General features: G+C 30.3%; 21 protein-coding genes. All 21 read left to right on the forward strand.

Features of this window, described 5'->3' with window-relative positions; all coding sequences use genetic code 11:
- The first annotated feature begins 6 nt into the window (after positions 1–6).
- The 21 genes from fliJ to BM119_RS01275 all read left to right on the forward strand — a co-directional run bounded on the left by fliJ (position 7) and on the right by BM119_RS01275 (position 16,782).
- Entirely contained in the window at positions 7–444 is a 438-nt protein-coding gene (gene fliJ / locus BM119_RS01175; protein WP_090038038.1) for a flagellar export protein FliJ, read from the forward strand.
- Between the two features lie 8 nt (positions 445–452).
- Positions 453–1,910: a flagellar hook-length control protein FliK gene (locus BM119_RS01180; protein WP_090038042.1), complete on the forward strand. Its 1,458-nt coding sequence runs from the start codon at positions 453–455 to the stop codon at positions 1,908–1,910.
- 11 nt (positions 1,911–1,921) lie between these two features.
- Positions 1,922–2,764, forward strand: a complete 843-nt coding sequence (locus BM119_RS01185; RefSeq protein ID WP_090038045.1) for a flagellar hook assembly protein FlgD — start codon at positions 1,922–1,924, stop codon at positions 2,762–2,764.
- A gap of 2 nt (positions 2,765–2,766) precedes the next feature.
- Entirely contained in the window at positions 2,767–3,150 is a 384-nt protein-coding gene (locus tag BM119_RS01190; protein WP_242948265.1) for a TIGR02530 family flagellar biosynthesis protein, read from the forward strand.
- Between the two features lie 80 nt (positions 3,151–3,230).
- A complete protein-coding gene (locus BM119_RS01195) occupies positions 3,231–4,265 on the forward strand; it encodes a flagellar hook-basal body complex protein (RefSeq protein ID WP_090038050.1) in 1,035 nt (344 codons plus the stop codon).
- A gap of 97 nt (positions 4,266–4,362) precedes the next feature.
- Positions 4,363–4,554, forward strand: a complete 192-nt coding sequence (locus BM119_RS01200; protein WP_090038053.1) for a flagellar FlbD family protein — start codon at positions 4,363–4,365, stop codon at positions 4,552–4,554.
- Between the two features lie 18 nt (positions 4,555–4,572).
- Positions 4,573–5,382, forward strand: coding sequence for a motility protein A (locus tag BM119_RS01205; protein WP_090038055.1), 810 nt, complete (start codon positions 4,573–4,575; stop codon positions 5,380–5,382).
- On the forward strand, positions 5,375–6,100 hold the full coding sequence (locus BM119_RS01210; RefSeq protein ID WP_090038058.1) for a flagellar motor protein MotB: 726 nt from the start codon (positions 5,375–5,377) through the stop codon (positions 6,098–6,100). The genes BM119_RS01205 and BM119_RS01210 overlap by 8 nt, the downstream gene beginning before the upstream one ends.
- On the forward strand, positions 6,100–6,594 hold the full coding sequence (locus BM119_RS01215) for a flagellar basal body-associated FliL family protein (RefSeq protein ID WP_090038060.1): 495 nt from the start codon (positions 6,100–6,102) through the stop codon (positions 6,592–6,594). The genes BM119_RS01210 and BM119_RS01215 overlap by 1 nt, the downstream gene beginning before the upstream one ends.
- 13 nt (positions 6,595–6,607) lie before the next feature.
- Positions 6,608–6,967 carry a flagellar biosynthetic protein FliO gene (gene fliO, locus BM119_RS01220; protein WP_090038063.1) on the forward strand — a complete coding sequence of 120 codons (360 nt, stop codon included), beginning with the start codon at positions 6,608–6,610 and terminating at the stop codon, positions 6,965–6,967.
- A 5-nt stretch (positions 6,968–6,972) separates the two neighbouring features.
- Positions 6,973–7,755 carry a flagellar type III secretion system pore protein FliP gene (gene fliP, locus BM119_RS01225; RefSeq protein WP_090038065.1) on the forward strand — a complete coding sequence of 261 codons (783 nt, stop codon included), beginning with the start codon at positions 6,973–6,975 and terminating at the stop codon, positions 7,753–7,755.
- Between the two features lie 13 nt (positions 7,756–7,768).
- Positions 7,769–8,038 (forward strand): flagellar biosynthesis protein FliQ, encoded by a 270-nt coding sequence (gene fliQ / locus BM119_RS01230; RefSeq protein ID WP_090038067.1) that lies wholly within the window; start codon positions 7,769–7,771, stop codon positions 8,036–8,038.
- Positions 8,039–8,046: 8 nt separating this feature from the next.
- Entirely contained in the window at positions 8,047–9,876 is a 1,830-nt protein-coding gene (locus tag BM119_RS01235; RefSeq protein WP_090038071.1) for a fused FliR family export protein/FlhB family type III secretion system protein, read from the forward strand.
- Positions 9,877–9,888: 12 nt separating this feature from the next.
- Positions 9,889–11,958, forward strand: coding sequence for a flagellar biosynthesis protein FlhA (gene flhA / locus BM119_RS01240; protein ID WP_242948267.1), 2,070 nt, complete (start codon positions 9,889–9,891; stop codon positions 11,956–11,958).
- 1 nt (position 11,959) lies between these two features.
- On the forward strand, positions 11,960–13,132 hold the full coding sequence (gene flhF / locus BM119_RS01245) for a flagellar biosynthesis GTPase FlhF (RefSeq protein ID WP_090038074.1): 1,173 nt from the start codon (positions 11,960–11,962) through the stop codon (positions 13,130–13,132).
- Positions 13,126–13,983, forward strand: coding sequence for a MinD/ParA family protein (locus BM119_RS01250; RefSeq protein WP_090038077.1), 858 nt, complete (start codon positions 13,126–13,128; stop codon positions 13,981–13,983). Before flhF ends, BM119_RS01250 begins: the two co-directional genes overlap by 7 nt.
- A 24-nt stretch (positions 13,984–14,007) precedes the next feature.
- Complete coding sequence (locus tag BM119_RS01255) at positions 14,008–14,640, forward strand: flagellar brake protein (RefSeq protein WP_090038081.1); 633 nt, start codon at positions 14,008–14,010, stop codon at positions 14,638–14,640.
- Positions 14,641–14,642: 2 nt separating this feature from the next.
- Complete coding sequence (locus BM119_RS01260; RefSeq protein ID WP_177199281.1) at positions 14,643–15,368, forward strand: FliA/WhiG family RNA polymerase sigma factor; 726 nt, start codon at positions 14,643–14,645, stop codon at positions 15,366–15,368.
- A gap of 13 nt (positions 15,369–15,381) precedes the next feature.
- A complete protein-coding gene (locus tag BM119_RS01265; RefSeq protein WP_090038087.1) occupies positions 15,382–15,807 on the forward strand; it encodes a DUF6115 domain-containing protein in 426 nt (141 codons plus the stop codon).
- 20 nt (positions 15,808–15,827) lie between these two features.
- Entirely contained in the window at positions 15,828–16,019 is a 192-nt protein-coding gene (locus BM119_RS01270) for a hypothetical protein (RefSeq protein WP_090038090.1), read from the forward strand.
- The gene (locus BM119_RS01275) at positions 16,012–16,782 is read left to right on the forward strand and encodes a flagellar hook-basal body complex protein (protein WP_090038093.1); all 771 of its coding nucleotides are present in this window, start codon (positions 16,012–16,014) and stop codon (positions 16,780–16,782) included. The genes BM119_RS01270 and BM119_RS01275 overlap by 8 nt, the downstream gene beginning before the upstream one ends.
- Positions 16,783–16,796 lie beyond the last annotated feature (14 nt).

The following is a 16,796-nucleotide window of genomic DNA, read 5'->3' on the forward strand; positions in this document are numbered from 1 at the left end:
CAAGGTTTGAAAGGCTTTAAGTTTAAACTGCAAAAACTGTTAGACATTAGAATGGATAAGGAAGAGCAATGTAAAGTTGTTTTTCAGACTGCTCAAAATGAAAAAAAGTTAACAGAAGATACTTTAAATAATTTTAAAAATCAATATGTTAAATATAGAGAGCCTAAGCGTGAAGACTCAATCATAGAGAAAAAAATTAAAAACAACTATCTAAATATACTTAATATAAGAATAAGAGATACGGAAGTTGAACTTAAAGAAAAAGAAGAGGTAGTTGAAGAAAGACGTATTGAGCTTATTACTACCCAAGTTGAGAGAAAGACAGTTGAAATTTTAAAAGATAAAAGAAAAGATGAGTTTATAAAAATGCAAGATAAATTAGAACAAAATTTTATTGATGAACTTGCATTATATAGTTACATAAGAAAACTTGAAAGGAGGTGAGAAAGAGTATGGTGGCAACAATAGATATGATAAATAAACTTTCCAATGTGGATACTAAAACCAATAATGCTACTAAAAAATCTTCTACAGATACAAGTGGAAAATCAGCATTTAAGTCAAGCTTTGAGGATGAATTAAATAAATTTAATAAACCAGAAGAAAAAAGTAGTTATAAAGCTAATAATGATAATAGAACTTCAACTATGAATAAATCTATAAAAACAGATAATAGTAAGTCTAAAAACGTAAAAGATACAAAAGATTTAGATACTACAAATGTTAAAGAAAATAATAATGTTGATTTGGAATCTGGTGAGGATTGTAAAGAGAAAGATATTAATAAGGAATTGATTGAATTATTACAATCTTTATTAAACAATTCTAAGTTAAATAATGAAAAGCCTATAAAAGCTGAAGATGTAAATAAATTAAATGAGATGGTTGAAGAACTTACAAAAGGTAATAGTATTGATTTATCAAAACTTAAAGAAATACTAATAAGTAATAAATTAATACCATCTAATGTTGAAGAAAATAATTTAGTAGGCAAGGGTTTTAATTCACAATTACAAGATTTGTTAAATCTTATGAAGGAAAATAAAGATGGAACTTTAATTGATGATAAGGTAAAAGAATTAATAGAAAAAGTTTTAAATAAAGTTGATACATTACCTAAAACATCAAAAGTAGAAGATTTAGGCTTTCATAAAAAGAACTTAGAACAACTTAAAGATATGTTAAAAACCAACACTGATAACATGTCTAAAGATTTAGAAAATACTAGTGATAAAAACACTTCTTCTACTTTAAATAATGAATTATTAAACAAAGATGAAAAGTTTCTTAATGGATTATTAGGAGAAGATAGTTCTTACAAGAATACAAAAGCTATGATGTTTGGAACTATGAATTCTGAAAAATCTGAAGAAAAAGCACCTACAGCATTATCTAATATTGCAATTGGAGATGTTAAGAATTTTTCTTTATCAGAGGCACAGGTAACAGAGAATATTTCAGCGCCAACAATGATTAATAAGAATACTATGGCTGAGGATGTAGTTAAAAACATAAAATTTATGGAAATAGCTAATCTTAAGGAGCTAACAGTCAAAATTAATCCTAAAGATTTAGGAGAAATAGTAATAAGATTATCTCTAGAAAATAATGAAATGAAAGCTAAAATTCTAGCAGGAAATAAAGACACTTATGGTCTTTTAAATTCAAATTTAAATGAGATAAAAAACAATTTATTAGCACAAGAATTTAGAGTTCAAGAAATTTCAGTAAATATTTATTTCCAAGATTCAACTACTTATGGTGAATTTAAAGAAGGACAAGGATATGAGGAAAGAAATAAAAAAAATTCATACAATAATGGAGAGAATTCTTCGGAAAATGGAGAAGAACTATTAATTGATGATGCTGAAGATATTTATAGAGATAACAATGTTAATATGTTAGCTTAGGAGGGGATTCAATGTATACACTTAATTCAGTTAATCCTTATAAAAATGCAGTAATAGATAACAGTGATAATAAAACCGATGAAGAAAAACAAAAACAACAGATAAAAAAAGCAGCAGATGAAGGTAGAGCTACTGACAGAGGTACAAAAATAGTTAAGCAAGGTGGAGATTTAGATAAAAATGCATTTTTAAGAATCTTAGCAGCTCAAATGAGGAATCAAGATCCAACAGGTCAAAATAGTGATCCGTCAGCATATGTTGCACAACTTGCTCAGTTTGCAACAATGGAACAAATGCAAAATTTAAATAAATCAGCTACAACTCTTGCTGGTACATCTATGATAGGAAAAGGTGTAAGTTTAAAATATGGAGATGCAAATGGAAATCCAATAACAGGGATAGTTAGATTATCAGAGGAACAAAATGGAGAGATTGTATTAGGTATTGAGGTATACGATGAAAAGGGAAATGCTCAAATTATGCCTGCAATGATGTCTGATGTAGCTACTATTATAGATAATCCAGATTATAATATGGATAATATAAATGTAAATACAGCTCTTATGCAAGCAACTTCCATGATAGGTAAAAATGTTGTGTTAGAAATCCCCGATGAAGAAGAAAAGCCTGGAGAGGGTGGAGAAACAGGTGGCACTGAAGAAACTAATAAAACTGATGAGACAGAAGATCCTAAAGATCCAGAGAAACCAGAAGAACCAAAACCACCAATAACAGTTAAGGGAAAAGTTGTTAGTGTTGTTAAGGAAAGTGGTGGAATATTTATAAATGTAAAATTAGAAAGTGGTGAAATCAAAAAGTATCCATATAATTCAGTTGTAAAGATTGAGGAATAATTGTGGTTAGATTTATAAATGGAAAACCATATTCTGTAGGTCAGTTTCCAGAAAGTAATTATTCTAATAAGGATAATGTAAATAGACCTAAGAGTACGACATCTTTTAAAGATGTACTTAATGACAAAATTAATGACAATGGATTTAAGGTTTCTGCACATGCATCCCAAAGAATGAGGGATTTAAACTTAACAAAAGAGGACAATAAAAAATTAACAGAAGCATTTGATAAAGCAAAAGAAAAAGGATGTAAGAATTCGGTATTTTTATATAAAGACGTTGCCTTTATAGCTAGTGTTGAAAATAGAACAATAATCACTGCTGTTGAAAGAGAACGTGCAAAGGAAAATGTGTTTACAAACATAGATAGTGTAGTAGTTTTATAGGCTGGACCTGAAAAGGAAGCCGGAGCTCTGTGGAACGATGGAAACAGAGTATGAAAATAAATTTTAGGAGGACACATATTATGTTAAGATCAATGTACGCTGGTATTAGTGGAATGAAGGTTAATCAAACAAAAATGGACGTTATAGGTAATAATATTGCTAATGTTGGAACAACTGCATTTAAATCTCAAAGAACAAGATTTCAAGATGTTTTAAGCCAAAGTGAAGGTAGAGCTTTAGGACCAAGTGTTAATCTTGGAGGAGTTAACCCAAGACAAATAGGTCTTGGAGTTAAGCTTGCAGGAATAGATACTTTAGTAACTCAAGGTATGATGCAACCAACATCAAGACCTTATGATGTTGCTGTGGATGGAGAAGGATACTTTATGGTAGCGAGAGGTCCTGAAGCTTATGGGGATAAAAATAAAATAATTATAGGTGATCATGAAGTAAAAGATGCTTCAAGTCATGAAATATATTATTCAAGAGATGGGGCTTTTGGAGTTGATCATGAGGGAAACCTTGTAACATCTGATGGATATAGAGTGCTTGGATATATTATGAAAGATGGAGGAAAATCAAGCATGAATGCAGATGGGACAATAAACTATATGGATGCTGATTCTAAAACTTTAGAGGCCGATGAAAGTCAATTGGGAACACTTAAAATACCTGAAAAAATAAAGGCACCAAAATTAGATAAGGATGGAAAACCATTAGACCCAGAACAGATTGTAGATGTTAGAATAATATCTTTCTCAATAGAAAAAAATGGAGTAATTAAGGGGGTTCGTGAGGATGGTAATGTAGCAGTTCTTGGACAAGTTGCTATGGCATCTTTTAGTAATCCAGCAGGTATGGAAAAATGTGGTGGAAACCTTTATCAAACATCACCAAACTCAGGTACACCTGTTATAAGGAGTGGATTAAATTCTAAAACAGATAACTCAAAAGGATATGGAGCTGTGCTTCAAGGTATGCTTGAAATGTCAAACGTTGATCTTTCAGAACAGTTTACAGATATGATAGTTACTACAAGAGCATTCCAAGCTAGTGGTAAGATGATATCTACTGGAGATGAAATACTTCAAGAAATAATAAACTTAAAGAGATAATTTAAAGAGAAATTAGAGTCTTAAAAATCATTGTACAAATGAGGATGGATAGGTTAAACTTATCCATTCTCTTAAATAATATAAGGTGGGATTTATAATGATTAATTTGAAGGCCATGAATGGTAAGGAATTTATATTGAATGCAGAACATATTGAAAAAATAGAAAATGTTCCTGAAACCTTAATAACTTTAGTAAATGGTAAAAAATATATAGTCATTGAAGAATCTGAAGAAGTTATAAGAAGAATTATAGAATATAAAAATAAAATTTTTTACTTTAAAGGCTAAGGAGGGGGCTAAACTTTTATGAAAAAATTAGATATAGCAACAACAGTAGGGCTAGTTGCAGGTGTTGCTGTTGTAATTGGAGGTATACTTACAGGAGGAACTTTAAAAAGTTTCATAGACATTGGATCAGTGCTTATAACAATATTAGGATCCTTTGCAGCAGTTATGATTAACTTTCCAATGAAAGAATTTAAAAATATAGGAAAGGTTATAGTTCAGTGTTTTCTTGAAATTAATGTTTCTAAAAGTGACCTTATTTCAAAATTTTCACAGTTATCAAGAAAAGCAAGAAGAGAAGGTTTATTATCTCTTGAAGATGAAATTAGCCAAATTGAAGATGAATTCTTTAAAAAAGGACTTCAAATGGTTATAGATGGTGTTGAACCAGAAAATATAAGAGAAATATTAGAACTTGAAATATCAGAAATGGAAAACAGACATGATGTTGGATCTGGAATGATTAAGGCTTGGGGTGGATATGCACCAGGTTTTGGTATGATAGGTACCTTAATAGGACTTATAAATATGCTTGTTGACATGGATGATCAATCAAAAATTGCCTCAGGTATGGCAGTAGCACTTATAACTACTTTCTATGGAGCCTTTCTTGCAAACTTAGTTCTAAATCCTATGGGAGAAAAACTAAAGGTTAAAAGTGAAAAAGAGCTTGCTATAAAAGACATGATTGTTGAGGGGGTACTTTCTATACAGTCTGGAGTTAATCCAAGAATTGTTGAAGAAAAACTTGTTTGTTATCTTGCTCCAGGTGAAAAGAAAGCTCACTACAAATCACTTGGAAAGGAAGAAGGTGTAAGCATAGATGGCTAGAAAAAGAAAGAAAAAAGATAATGGTGGACTTTCAGGAGATGAATGGCTAACGACCTATTCAGATACAGTAACACTTTTATTAACTTTCTTTATACTGCTATATACAACTTCAATAGTAGATACTCAAAAACTTAAAGGCATAGCAAAAGAGTTTCAAAGCATGTTTTCAAGTAGTTCAGGAAATGCAGTTTTTCAGGTTACAGAGAATGCACAACTTCCTACTGATGGAGATTCTGAAGGACAAGGAAGTAAAGATGTATTTGATGTATATGAGCAGGTAAAGGAATTTATTGAAGAGAAAGATCTTAACGCGGAACTTCAAATAAAGGAAGATGAAAGAGGGGTTATCCTTCAAATAAAAGATAGCATATTATTTGAGTCTGGAAAAGCGGAGCTTAAGGACAATAGTTTACCTATGTTATCAACTATAAGTGAACTAATGGGAACCTTACCTAATAACATAATAGTAGAGGGACATACAGATAATGTTCCTATAAATAATTACATATTTAAAAGTAACTGGGAACTTTCAACTACAAGAGCAGTTAATGTTGTAAAGTTCTTTATAGAAAACAAAGGACAAAATCCTGTAAGATTTACAGCAGCAGGATATGGAGAATTTAAACCTATAGTTGCCAATGATTCAGATGAGAATAAAGCAAAAAATAGAAGAGTTAATATTTTATTAGTTGTGCCAGAGAAGGAGGACAAAAAATAATGAGTGCTAAGAAGGCAAAAAAAGCAAGTAAACCAGCAGCTGAAGTTACCGAAACTACTCAAGTTAAAAAAAGTAAAACAGGAACAATTATAATAATTCTATTAGTAATGATAATAGCGATTGGTGGTGTCGGAGGATATTTTTATATACAAAATATGAAAAGTAGTGCACCACAGCAAAAACAAATAAAACAAGCTATGGTTCCACTAAATGAAATGGTTGTTAATTTAGCTGATGAGGGTGGAAAAAGATATGTTAAGGCAAACCCTAGTATAGGATATAATTCAGAAAACAAAAGGTTAACAGAAGAATTAACAAATAATGCTCCAGTATTAAGAGATGTTACTATTTCAACATTGAGGAGTAAACAGTCTAAAGAACTAGACACAAAAGGCATTGAAGCGTTAAAAAAAGAAATAATGGAGAATATAAACTCCACACTAAATGAAGGAAGAATTACTAATATTTATTTTACAGATTTCGTTATACAGTAAGCAGGTGTAGAGTATGAATTTATTCCTAGAAATTATTAAAGTTATACTTTCTCTAAGTTTTGTAATATTTCTCTTAGTATTAGTATTAAGACTTGGAGAAGGTAAACTTAAAACAATTCAAAATAAAAAATATGTAAAAATATTAGATAAGACATCATTATCAAAAGAATCATCTATAGTAGTAACAAAGATGGGAGAAAAGGCATATGTTTTATCTGTTACACCTAATAATATAAGTATTTTAAAAGAGTTAAGTAATGAGGAACTTTTAAATATTGAAAATACTAAATTGGATAAAGAAAAAAGTAACAGTGAAAATTATGATAAGCTCATTAAGATATTTAAGGATAAATTAAAAATAAAAGGAAGATAAAAATAATGAGTAAAAAGAAGAAAATGCTATTAATAATAGCTTTAGTAGCTGTGTTTTCATGTGGATTAACCTTTATAGCACAAGCAGCTCCAGATAATATAGATATTCCAAAGGTTAATATAACAATAGACGGAAAATCACAGAGTTCACCAACAGAGTATGTAGGTAATATAAAATTACTTATAATGTTAACAATGTTAACACTGCTTCCTTCATTTATTATAATGATGACGAGTTTCACAAGAATAGCTGTTGTTTTATCATTTTTAAAGGGTGCTTTAGGGGTTCAACAATCCATTCCTAACCAGATACTTGTTGGATTAGCATTATTCTTAACAATATTTATAATGCATCCAGTATATACACAAATAAATAATAATGCTTTAAAGCCATATATGGAAGGAACAGTTTCACAAGAAAATGCTATAGAGGAAGGGTCTAAACCCTTAAGAGAGTTTATGTTAAAGCAAACAAGACAAAAAGATCTTAAGCTGTTTTTAGAAGCAGCAGGTATGGACAAGGATGAAAATATTACAATGGACAATGTACCATTAAGGGTGGTAGTTCCATCATTTGTAATAAGTGAATTAAAAACAGCATTCCAAATAGGATTTTTGCTATACATACCATTTATGTTAATAGACTTAGTTGTGGCAAGTATTTTACTTTCAATGGGTATGATGATGCTTCCACCAGTTATGATATCTTTACCGTTTAAGCTTTTGCTATTTGTAATGGTAGATGGATGGTATTTATTGGTTAAATCAATGATATTAAGCTTTATGTGATAGGAGAAAAACTATGAGTGAACATATGGTAATGGGAGTTTTAAAGGATGCTATATCAACAGGGATGTTAGTTGCTGCACCGATATTAGTAGCAGCAATTGTAGTAGGTCTCATAATAAGTATATTTCAAGCTACAACACAAATTCAGGAGCAAACACTTACATTTGTTCCTAAAATTATAACAGTTGCATTAGTAGGCTTATTAACAGGAGGGTGGATGTTAAACAATTTAGTAGCATTCACTGAAAGAATATTTACATTAATATCTAATATAGTTCAGTAGGAGGGAAAATCTTGGCATTATATTTATTAGCTATATTTTTTATAAGCATAAGATTAGGAGTTTTTTTCTTAACAGTGCCAGCTTTCTTTCCAACAGGAACACCTAAACCTTTAAAGGTAGGTTTTTCATTAATACTTGCTTATATGGTAGTGCCAACTATAGATTATTCAATCTTAAATGACTTAGCCAATTGGTATAATGTTATTATAATTGTAATAAATGAAACCATGGCGGGACTTTTTTTAGCAGTATCTACAATATTTGCATTTGAGATAATACAAATGGCGGGAGCTTTTATGGATTTCCAAATAGGACTATCTATGTTATCAGCTTATGATCCAAATACAAAGAAATCATCTACATTATTGGAAAGAATAATGTTTTGGGTAGGGATTATGATTTTTTTTATAATAGATGGTCACCACATACTTATAAGAGCTTTAATAGAAAGTTTTAATGTGGTAAAGCTGGGGAATTCCATAGTATTTCAAGATACCATAATGGCAGTTATAGAGAATTTTATAAAGTATTTTAGTATAGGATTGAAAATAGCAATACCAATCGTATTGATAATTATAATAGCAGACTTAGTTTTAGGATTAGTTTCTAGAACAGTACCGCAACTTAATGTAATGATTTTAGGGTTACCTGTAAAAATATTAGTAGGTCTTACAGCTTTTACATTTGCATTACCTATGATAATAAATGCTATTCAATATGTTATTGAAAGTTTTCCAGACCTAATTAAGAATATATACAAGGTATTACCACTAATAATTATATTTTCAAATGATAAAACAGAAGAAGCAACACCAAAGAAGCTTAGTGATGCACGAAAAAAAGGTCAGGTACCTAGAAGTAAAGAAATTTCAGTTGCATTTACATTAGGAGCAATAACATTAATTTTAATGTCTTTAAATTCATACATAATACAAGAATCATTGACATCACTACAATTTTCATTAAGTAATATACTTAATGATGAGATTAATTATTTGAACTTACAAAAAATACTATTAAAGTTTATAGTTGATTTTGCAAAAGTTTATTTACCAATAGCTATACCTATTATGGTTGTAGGTGTTTTTTCTAGTGTTGCACAGACAGGTTTAATGCTAACTACAGAACCATTAAAACCATCATTTTCAAAAATAAATCCTATAAACGGGTTTAAAAAAATGTTTTCAGTGAAAAGTGTTATGGATTTAGCAAAAAACTTGGTTGTAATTACTATAGTCGGATATATTGGTTATAGCTTTATACTAAGTAACTATATTAATATAATGGATACCATTAATATTAATATTAATTCTGTTTTGCCAAAGGCTATGGATTTAGTAGTTTCTATATTTTTTAAAGTAACTTTAGTACTTGTAGTTATAGCGATTATAGATTTTGTATTCCAAATAAGGCAGTTTAAGAAAGAAATGAGAATGTCCAAACAAGAGATAAAAGAAGAATTTAAACAAGCAGAAGGAGATCCACAAGTAAAATCTAAAATAAGACAAAAACAAAGAGAAATGGTAACTAAAAGAATGATGCAGGCGGTTCCAGAAGCTACAGTTATTATAACAAACCCAACCCATCTTGCAATAGCATTGAAATATGAAGAAGGAGGTAATGAAGCACCTAAAGTTATAGCAAAGGGTGCTGATCATGTAGCCTTAAGAATAAAAGAAAAAGCAAAAGAACATGAAATACCTATAATAGAAAACAAACCACTAGCAAGGCTTATATATGAGAAGGTTGATTTGGATAGAGAGGTGCCAGAAGATATGTATGTTGCAGTGGCAGAAGTTCTAGCTGTGGTTTATAAGATGAAAAAGAAAAAAAGCTAAAGGGTGATAATATTGTCAGAAGGAAAAATAAGTAAAATAAATTTAAAAGGTAGATATGATATATTAGTAGCATTTTTAGTAATTGCTATTGTTTTAATGATTATAATACCTATGCCTCCTATGATTCTAGATATACTTCTAGCTGTAAATATAACAATATCTGTAGTTATTATATTACTTACTATGTTTACAACAGAAGTATTGCAGTTTTCAGTGTTTCCAACACTATTACTTATAACAACATTATTTAGATTGGCCCTTAATGTTTCTTCCACAAGACTTATATTATCAGAAAGATATGCGGGAGACATAATAGAAGCCTTTGGTAGTTTCGTTGTAGGAAACAACTATGTTGTAGGTATAATAATCTTCTTAATTATAGTAATTATTCAATTTGTAGTTATTACTAATGGTGCTGGTAGGGTATCTGAGGTATCAGCAAGATTTACATTAGATGCTATGCCGGGTAAACAAATGAGTATAGATGCAGATTTAAATGCAGGTCTTATAGATGAAATGCAAGCTAAAGAAAGAAGAACGAATCTTCAAAAAGAAGCTGACTTTTATGGAGCGATGGATGGTGCGTCTAAGTTTGTAAAAGGAGACGCTATAGCAGGAATTATTGTAACAATAATAAACATACTAGGTGGAATAATTATTGGTGTTGCTATGTTTAAAATGGATATAGGACAGGCCGCAACAACATATGTAAGACTTACAGTTGGAGATGGACTTGTAGGCCAAATACCTGCACTTTTGATATCAACAGCTTCAGGTATACTGGTAACTAGATCAGGAAACAACGATAATTTAGGAACAGCCTTAACAGGTCAATTATCAGCGTTTCCAATAGTTTTTGCGTTAGGTTCAGTAGTATTATTTTCATTAGCAATAATACCAGGACTTCCAACAGTACCGTTTTTAATTTTATCAGCTGCAATGGCATTCTTTGCATATACATTATTCAAAGAAGAACAAGAAAAAGCTAGTATGGAAATTGAAAGAGAAGAAGCTGAAATTATAGAAACAGAAACTAGGGAACCAGAAAATGTGATGAATTTAATACATGTAGAACCTATGGAAGTTGAAATAGGCTATGGACTTATACCTCTAGCTGATGATAGTAGCGGGGGAGATTTATTACAAAGAATTGCATCAGTTAGAAGACAATGTGCAATTGAAATGGGAATAGTTGTACAGCCTATAAGAATAAGAGACAATTTGCAAATAAAAAACAATGATTATGTAATAAAGATAAGAGGAACAATGGTTGCAAAGGGAGACCTTATGCCTAATATGCTACTTTGTATGGATCCTTCAAATGAAGAAGCTCAAATGCAGGGTATAAAAACTGTAGAGCCTACGTTTAATCTTCCAGCTCTTTGGATAAATCATGATCAAAGGGAAGATGCTGAAATTAAAGGATATACAGTTGTAGATCCAACAACGGTAATGGTTACTCATTTAACAGAAACAATAAAAGTACACTGTTATGAGCTTCTTGGAAGACAAGAGGTTAAGACAATAATAGATTCGGTAAAAGAAAAATATGGAGCTGTAGTAGAAGAACTTATACCAGACCTTATGACTATAGGCGAGGTTCAAAAGGTATTACAGAACTTGTTAAAAGAAAAAGTTCCAATAAAAGATATGGTTACAATACTAGAATCTTTAGCGGATAATTCAAGAAATACAAAGGATGTAGAACTGCTTACTGAATATGTAAGGTTCTCATTAGCAAGGACTATATGCAATAACTTAGTTAATGAAGAAAATGCAATAGTAGTAGCTACTTTAGATGGGTATATAGAGGATATTGTAGGAAATAATCTTCAAAAATCTCCTCATGGAACATTCCCAGCAGTTGATCCAGACACCACAGGAAGAATTTTAAATGGAATTAGAAATGTTTTAGAAACAGTGTATTTTAATGATAATACACCAGTGCTTCTTGTTTCACCTAAGATAAGGCCAGCATTTAAAAAACTTATAGAAATGGTATATCCTCATGTAGTGGTTTTATCATTAAATGAGATACCAAATGATGTAGAAATAAGAACTGAAGGAGTTGTTTCAATATAAAATGGTTATTAAGAAGTTTATAGTCGGAAACATGAATGAAGCCATGATTAAAATGAAACAGGAACTAGGAAAAGATGCAGTTATTTTAAGCCAAAGAAAAATAAGAAGACCTGGATTTAAAGGCTTATTTGCTAAGAAGGTATTTGAAGTAACAGCTTGTGTTGACAATGAAGCTCCTAAAGAAGAACCTTCATCTAAAAGTTTTGAAGCTTTAAAAAGAGCAATGGAATTTGCAAAAAGCAATATTGAGAGAAATGAAAAAGTGGAAGAAAGTTCTAAGCAATTTGTAAAAAATGAGAATATTAAGTACAAAAGGGATAATTTTAATGATGGCGAATACATACTAAAGGAAGTTAAAGAAATGAAAGATTTAGTAACATCTTTAGCTACCAATATATCTAAGAATGAGCCAAGTGAAGAAAAAATTAAACTTCAGGAGTTTAAAGAATATTTAATGGATTTAGACATAGATAAAAGTGTCATGGAAAAAATATTAGAAGAGATTAAAGAGGGGGAGGATAGAGAACTTAAATTAAAAGAAATATTAAGAGAAATGTTAAATGTAGATGTTCCATCAAATAATGGAGTTATGGTTTTAGTAGGACCAACAGGAGTTGGGAAAACTACGACTATAGCAAAACTTGCAGGAAAGCTTTCTCTTGTTGATAAAAAGAAAGTAGGGCTTATAACTATAGATACTTATAGAATAGGAGCTGTAGAGCAACTTAAGACCTATGGGGAAATTATAAATATTCCTTTTAAGGTAGTTATGACACCAAAAGAAATGGATGATGCATTAAAATCCATGAGTAATTGTGATGTTATTTTGGTTGATACTACAGGAAGAAGTAGTAAAAATATTATGCAAATCTCGGAGCTTAGATCATTTATAGATAAGATAGAAGAAAAACATGTATTTTTAGTAATCAGTTCTATTACTAAGAGTAAAGATATAGAAGCTATATTAAATGGATATAGCTCTTTAAATTATTCAAGTTTAATAATAACTAAACTTGATGAGACTTCAAGCTATGGCTCGATACTTAGTATAACGAACAAAAGCAATAAGAATATATCTTATATAACAACAGGTCAAAGTGTACCAGATGACATAAAAAATCCTGATCAGGAAGAGTTAGTAAGGCTTATTCTAGGAGAAGAGAGTGTATGTTAGATCAAGCGGAAAATTTAAGGAAATTGGCACAAGGCATTGAAGAAAAACCAAAGCCTAAAATGATCACTGTTACCTCTGGAAAAGGTGGAGTTGGTAAGAGTAATTTAGTTGTTAACTTAGCAATATGCCTTCAGAATATGGGGAAGAGAGTAATGATTTTTGATGCTGATATAGGTATGGGAAATGATGATATATTAATGGGGATAGTAAGTGATTACAATGTGTTTGATGTTATATTAAATGGAATGTCAATAAATGATGTAATAAAAGATGGCTTATATGGAGTGAAGCTTTTAGCTGGAGGGACAGGACTCAATAGAGTTGAGGATTTGGATGAAAGCAAAAGGAAATATTTTCTGAAAAAGCTAGAGGAAATCAATGATGTAGATTATATATTAATGGATACAGGGGCCGGTATAAATAGAAGTGTTCTAGCTTTTATAGCAGCAGCAGATGAAACAATAGTTATAACAACACCTGAGCCAACATCCATGACTGATGCATATAGTTTAGTTAAGGCAATAAGTCATTTTAATTTAAAATCAAGAATAAGTTTAGTGGTTAATAGAGTAATGGATGAGAATGAGGGTAATCTTACATTTAATAAATTTAAATCAGCAGTAACAAGGTTTTTAAAAGTCGATATAGATCTTATAGGGCTAATATGGGAAGATAGAAAAGTTACAATGTCTGTTAGAGAACAAAAACCTTTTGTAGTAGGATATCCTAATTGTCATGCAAGTATAGACATAAAATATATTGCAAAAAAAATAATTGGAAATACTAAAAATAATAATACTGGAAGTGGCTTTAAAGAAGTATTTAAGAAAATTTTTAATATATTTTCATAAAACATTTGAGGGGTGTAAGACTTGATGAGAATTGATATGGATGTAAATGGGAAGTTGGATTTGTACTGGAATGATGAGATTTTTAAAACAGATGTACAAGATGTTACAGAGGAGTATATAGCAATAGGAATACCAATGCATAATGGATCATATTTAGCTTTAGCTAAGGGAGATTTAATAGAATTAGTATATTATGATGATCTTTCTCTTTATGGTTTTACAAGTGAAGTAATAGGTAGAAGTAGAGAGGGAATGGTTCACCAAATATTTATTAAGCATCCAGAAAGCTGGAGAAAAATACAAAGAAGAAACTTTGTAAGGGTTGGAATTATTCAATATATAAATTATGAAGTTTTAAAAGACGGAGACTATAGTGAAAAGAAAAATGGAATAATAATTGACTTAAGTGGGGGCGGACTAAGATTAAAAACAGCAGAGAAATTAGGTCAAGGTGATATTATTAGAGTTTTTATAAAAAATGAAGAAGTTAACATAGTTGGTAATGGTAAAATTGTAAGAATCGAAAAAGATACAGATGGAAGATTTTTATATGGAGTGAGCTTTGAGGAAATAGATGGATTAAGCAGAGAAAGAGTAATACAATATGTATTTAATATTATGAGAAAACAAAGGAAATTAGCTTTGAAGGAGGAGTAACGTTGGCTACTGTTAGTGCTTTAGATTTAAGAGAACAAGTAATAAAGAAGTATATACCCCTAGTTAAGTATATAGCTTCTAGAGTTATAATTGGGAAAACTAAATATATAGAATTTGATGATCTTGTGGGATATGGCATGCTAGGGCTTATGGATGCACTAAGTAAGTTTGATGAAGAGAAGGGAATGAAATTTTCAACTTATGCATCTATAAGAATTAGAGGGTCTATGATTGATGAAATAAGAAGAATAAGTCCTATTTCAAAGGGAGCAATGGATAAATTAAACAGATATAATGAGGCTGTAGAAGGTCTACAAAAGTCCTTAATGAGAGAACCCAATAATGAGGAAATCGCTAAAGCACTAGGAGTATCACTAGGAGATGTTACAGAAGTAGAAAAGTATATAAACTATATATCTGTAGCTTCACTAGAAGACTTAATATTCTCAAATGATGAGGATATGACATTGATAACAACTATTGAGGATAGAAATAGTCCTAGCCCCGAAAAGGCTATGGAGGAAAAAGAAGAACTAGAGATTCTAGTAAAGGCAATAGACCTGTTAAATGAAAAAGATAAGTTGGTAGTAAGCTTATATTACTATGAGGAACTTACGTTAAAAGAAATAGGTAAAATACTTGAAGTTTCAGAATCAAGGGTTTGTCAAATACATTCAAGAGCTATAATTAATTTGAAGAAAGCTATTAAAAAGCTTAAATATGATTAGGAGCGGGAAAAACATGCCTATTTTATTACTTGGAATAGGGGTTGCATTAATAATACTTAATGTAAAATCTATAAAAAATGAAAAAAATAAAAATTTGAATTTTAGTGAAGTGTTAAAAGAGAAGGAAAATAATATATCTGATGTGGAAGTCAAGGTAATAGAGCTAAGAAGAGAGATTGCAGAAACTATACTTGAGCTTCAAAAAGATATTGAAGATATTAAAGAGTTAGTTAAAGTGGACGAATATAAAACTATAAAGCCTACCCAAGTTAATGTTGAGAATACAAAAGATGATATTACCATGAATGAAATTAAGGGTGATAAAAGTAGACAAGTAATGGAACTTTTACATAATGGATTAAGTGATGATGACGTATGTAAGGAACTTAACATAGGAAAGGGTGAGCTTTTATTAATAAGAAAATTATTGGAAAATTAAAACAAAGCCTAAAAGTATTTATGGATAGAAAAGTTTTATTTGGAATAGGTATAGGAATTATTATAGGAACATTATTTATGATTAGCTATAAATTTTCAATGACATTAAACCAAGAGGAAATTGAAAATAAAGCGAGAAATTTAGGAATGGATTATCCTTCAGAATTTAAGGTTATAAACAAGGATAAAAAGGAGGTGAATGGAAATGATTAGATCACTATATACAGCTGTATCAGGCCTTATAACCCAAGAAGCTAAACAGGATATAATAACTAGTAACTTAGCTAATGCCAATACCACAGGATATAAATCAGAGAATTTAGCAGTAAAGAAATTTGAAGATGTACTTCTATCAAACTATGATAAAAAGGTGTTAAATAAGAATCAAAAAAATACTTTGGGTACAATAAGCTTAGGGTCAAAAATAGATGAGACTTTAAGCTATTTTACTCAAGGAACTTTAGTAGATACTAATAGTGCTACTGATTTTGGTTTATATGGTAGAGGATTCTTTACAGTTCAAGGTCAAAATGGCTCTACATACTATACAAGAGATGGAGGATTTCATGTAGATCTTCAAGGATATCTTACAAGTAAAGATGGTTATAGAGTCTTAGGAATTGGAGCTAATGGCCAACAACAGCCTATATATGTTGGGGATGGTAAATTAAGTGTAGATAAGAGTGGAAATATAGCTATAAATGGTAATAATACATATAAATTTGCTATTTCAGACTTTGAAAACTATGATAGTTTAAAGAAAGTTGGAGATAACCTTTATTCAGGACAAAATGCTACACTAAGCCAAAATTTTATGGTTAATCAAAATTCATTAGAAGCTTCTAATGTAAATACTGTAAGTGAAATGGTTAATATGATGACTACAATGAGACAGTTTGAAACAAATCAAAAGATGGTCCAGATGATAGATGAATCTTTAGGTAAAGCTGTTAATGAAGTTGGAGTAGTAAGATAGATTAAAGGAGTAAA

The sequence above is a fragment of the Clostridium frigidicarnis genome, from assembly GCF_900111985.1.
Taxonomy (GTDB): Bacteria; Bacillota; Clostridia; order Clostridiales; family Clostridiaceae; genus Clostridium_Z; species Clostridium_Z frigidicarnis.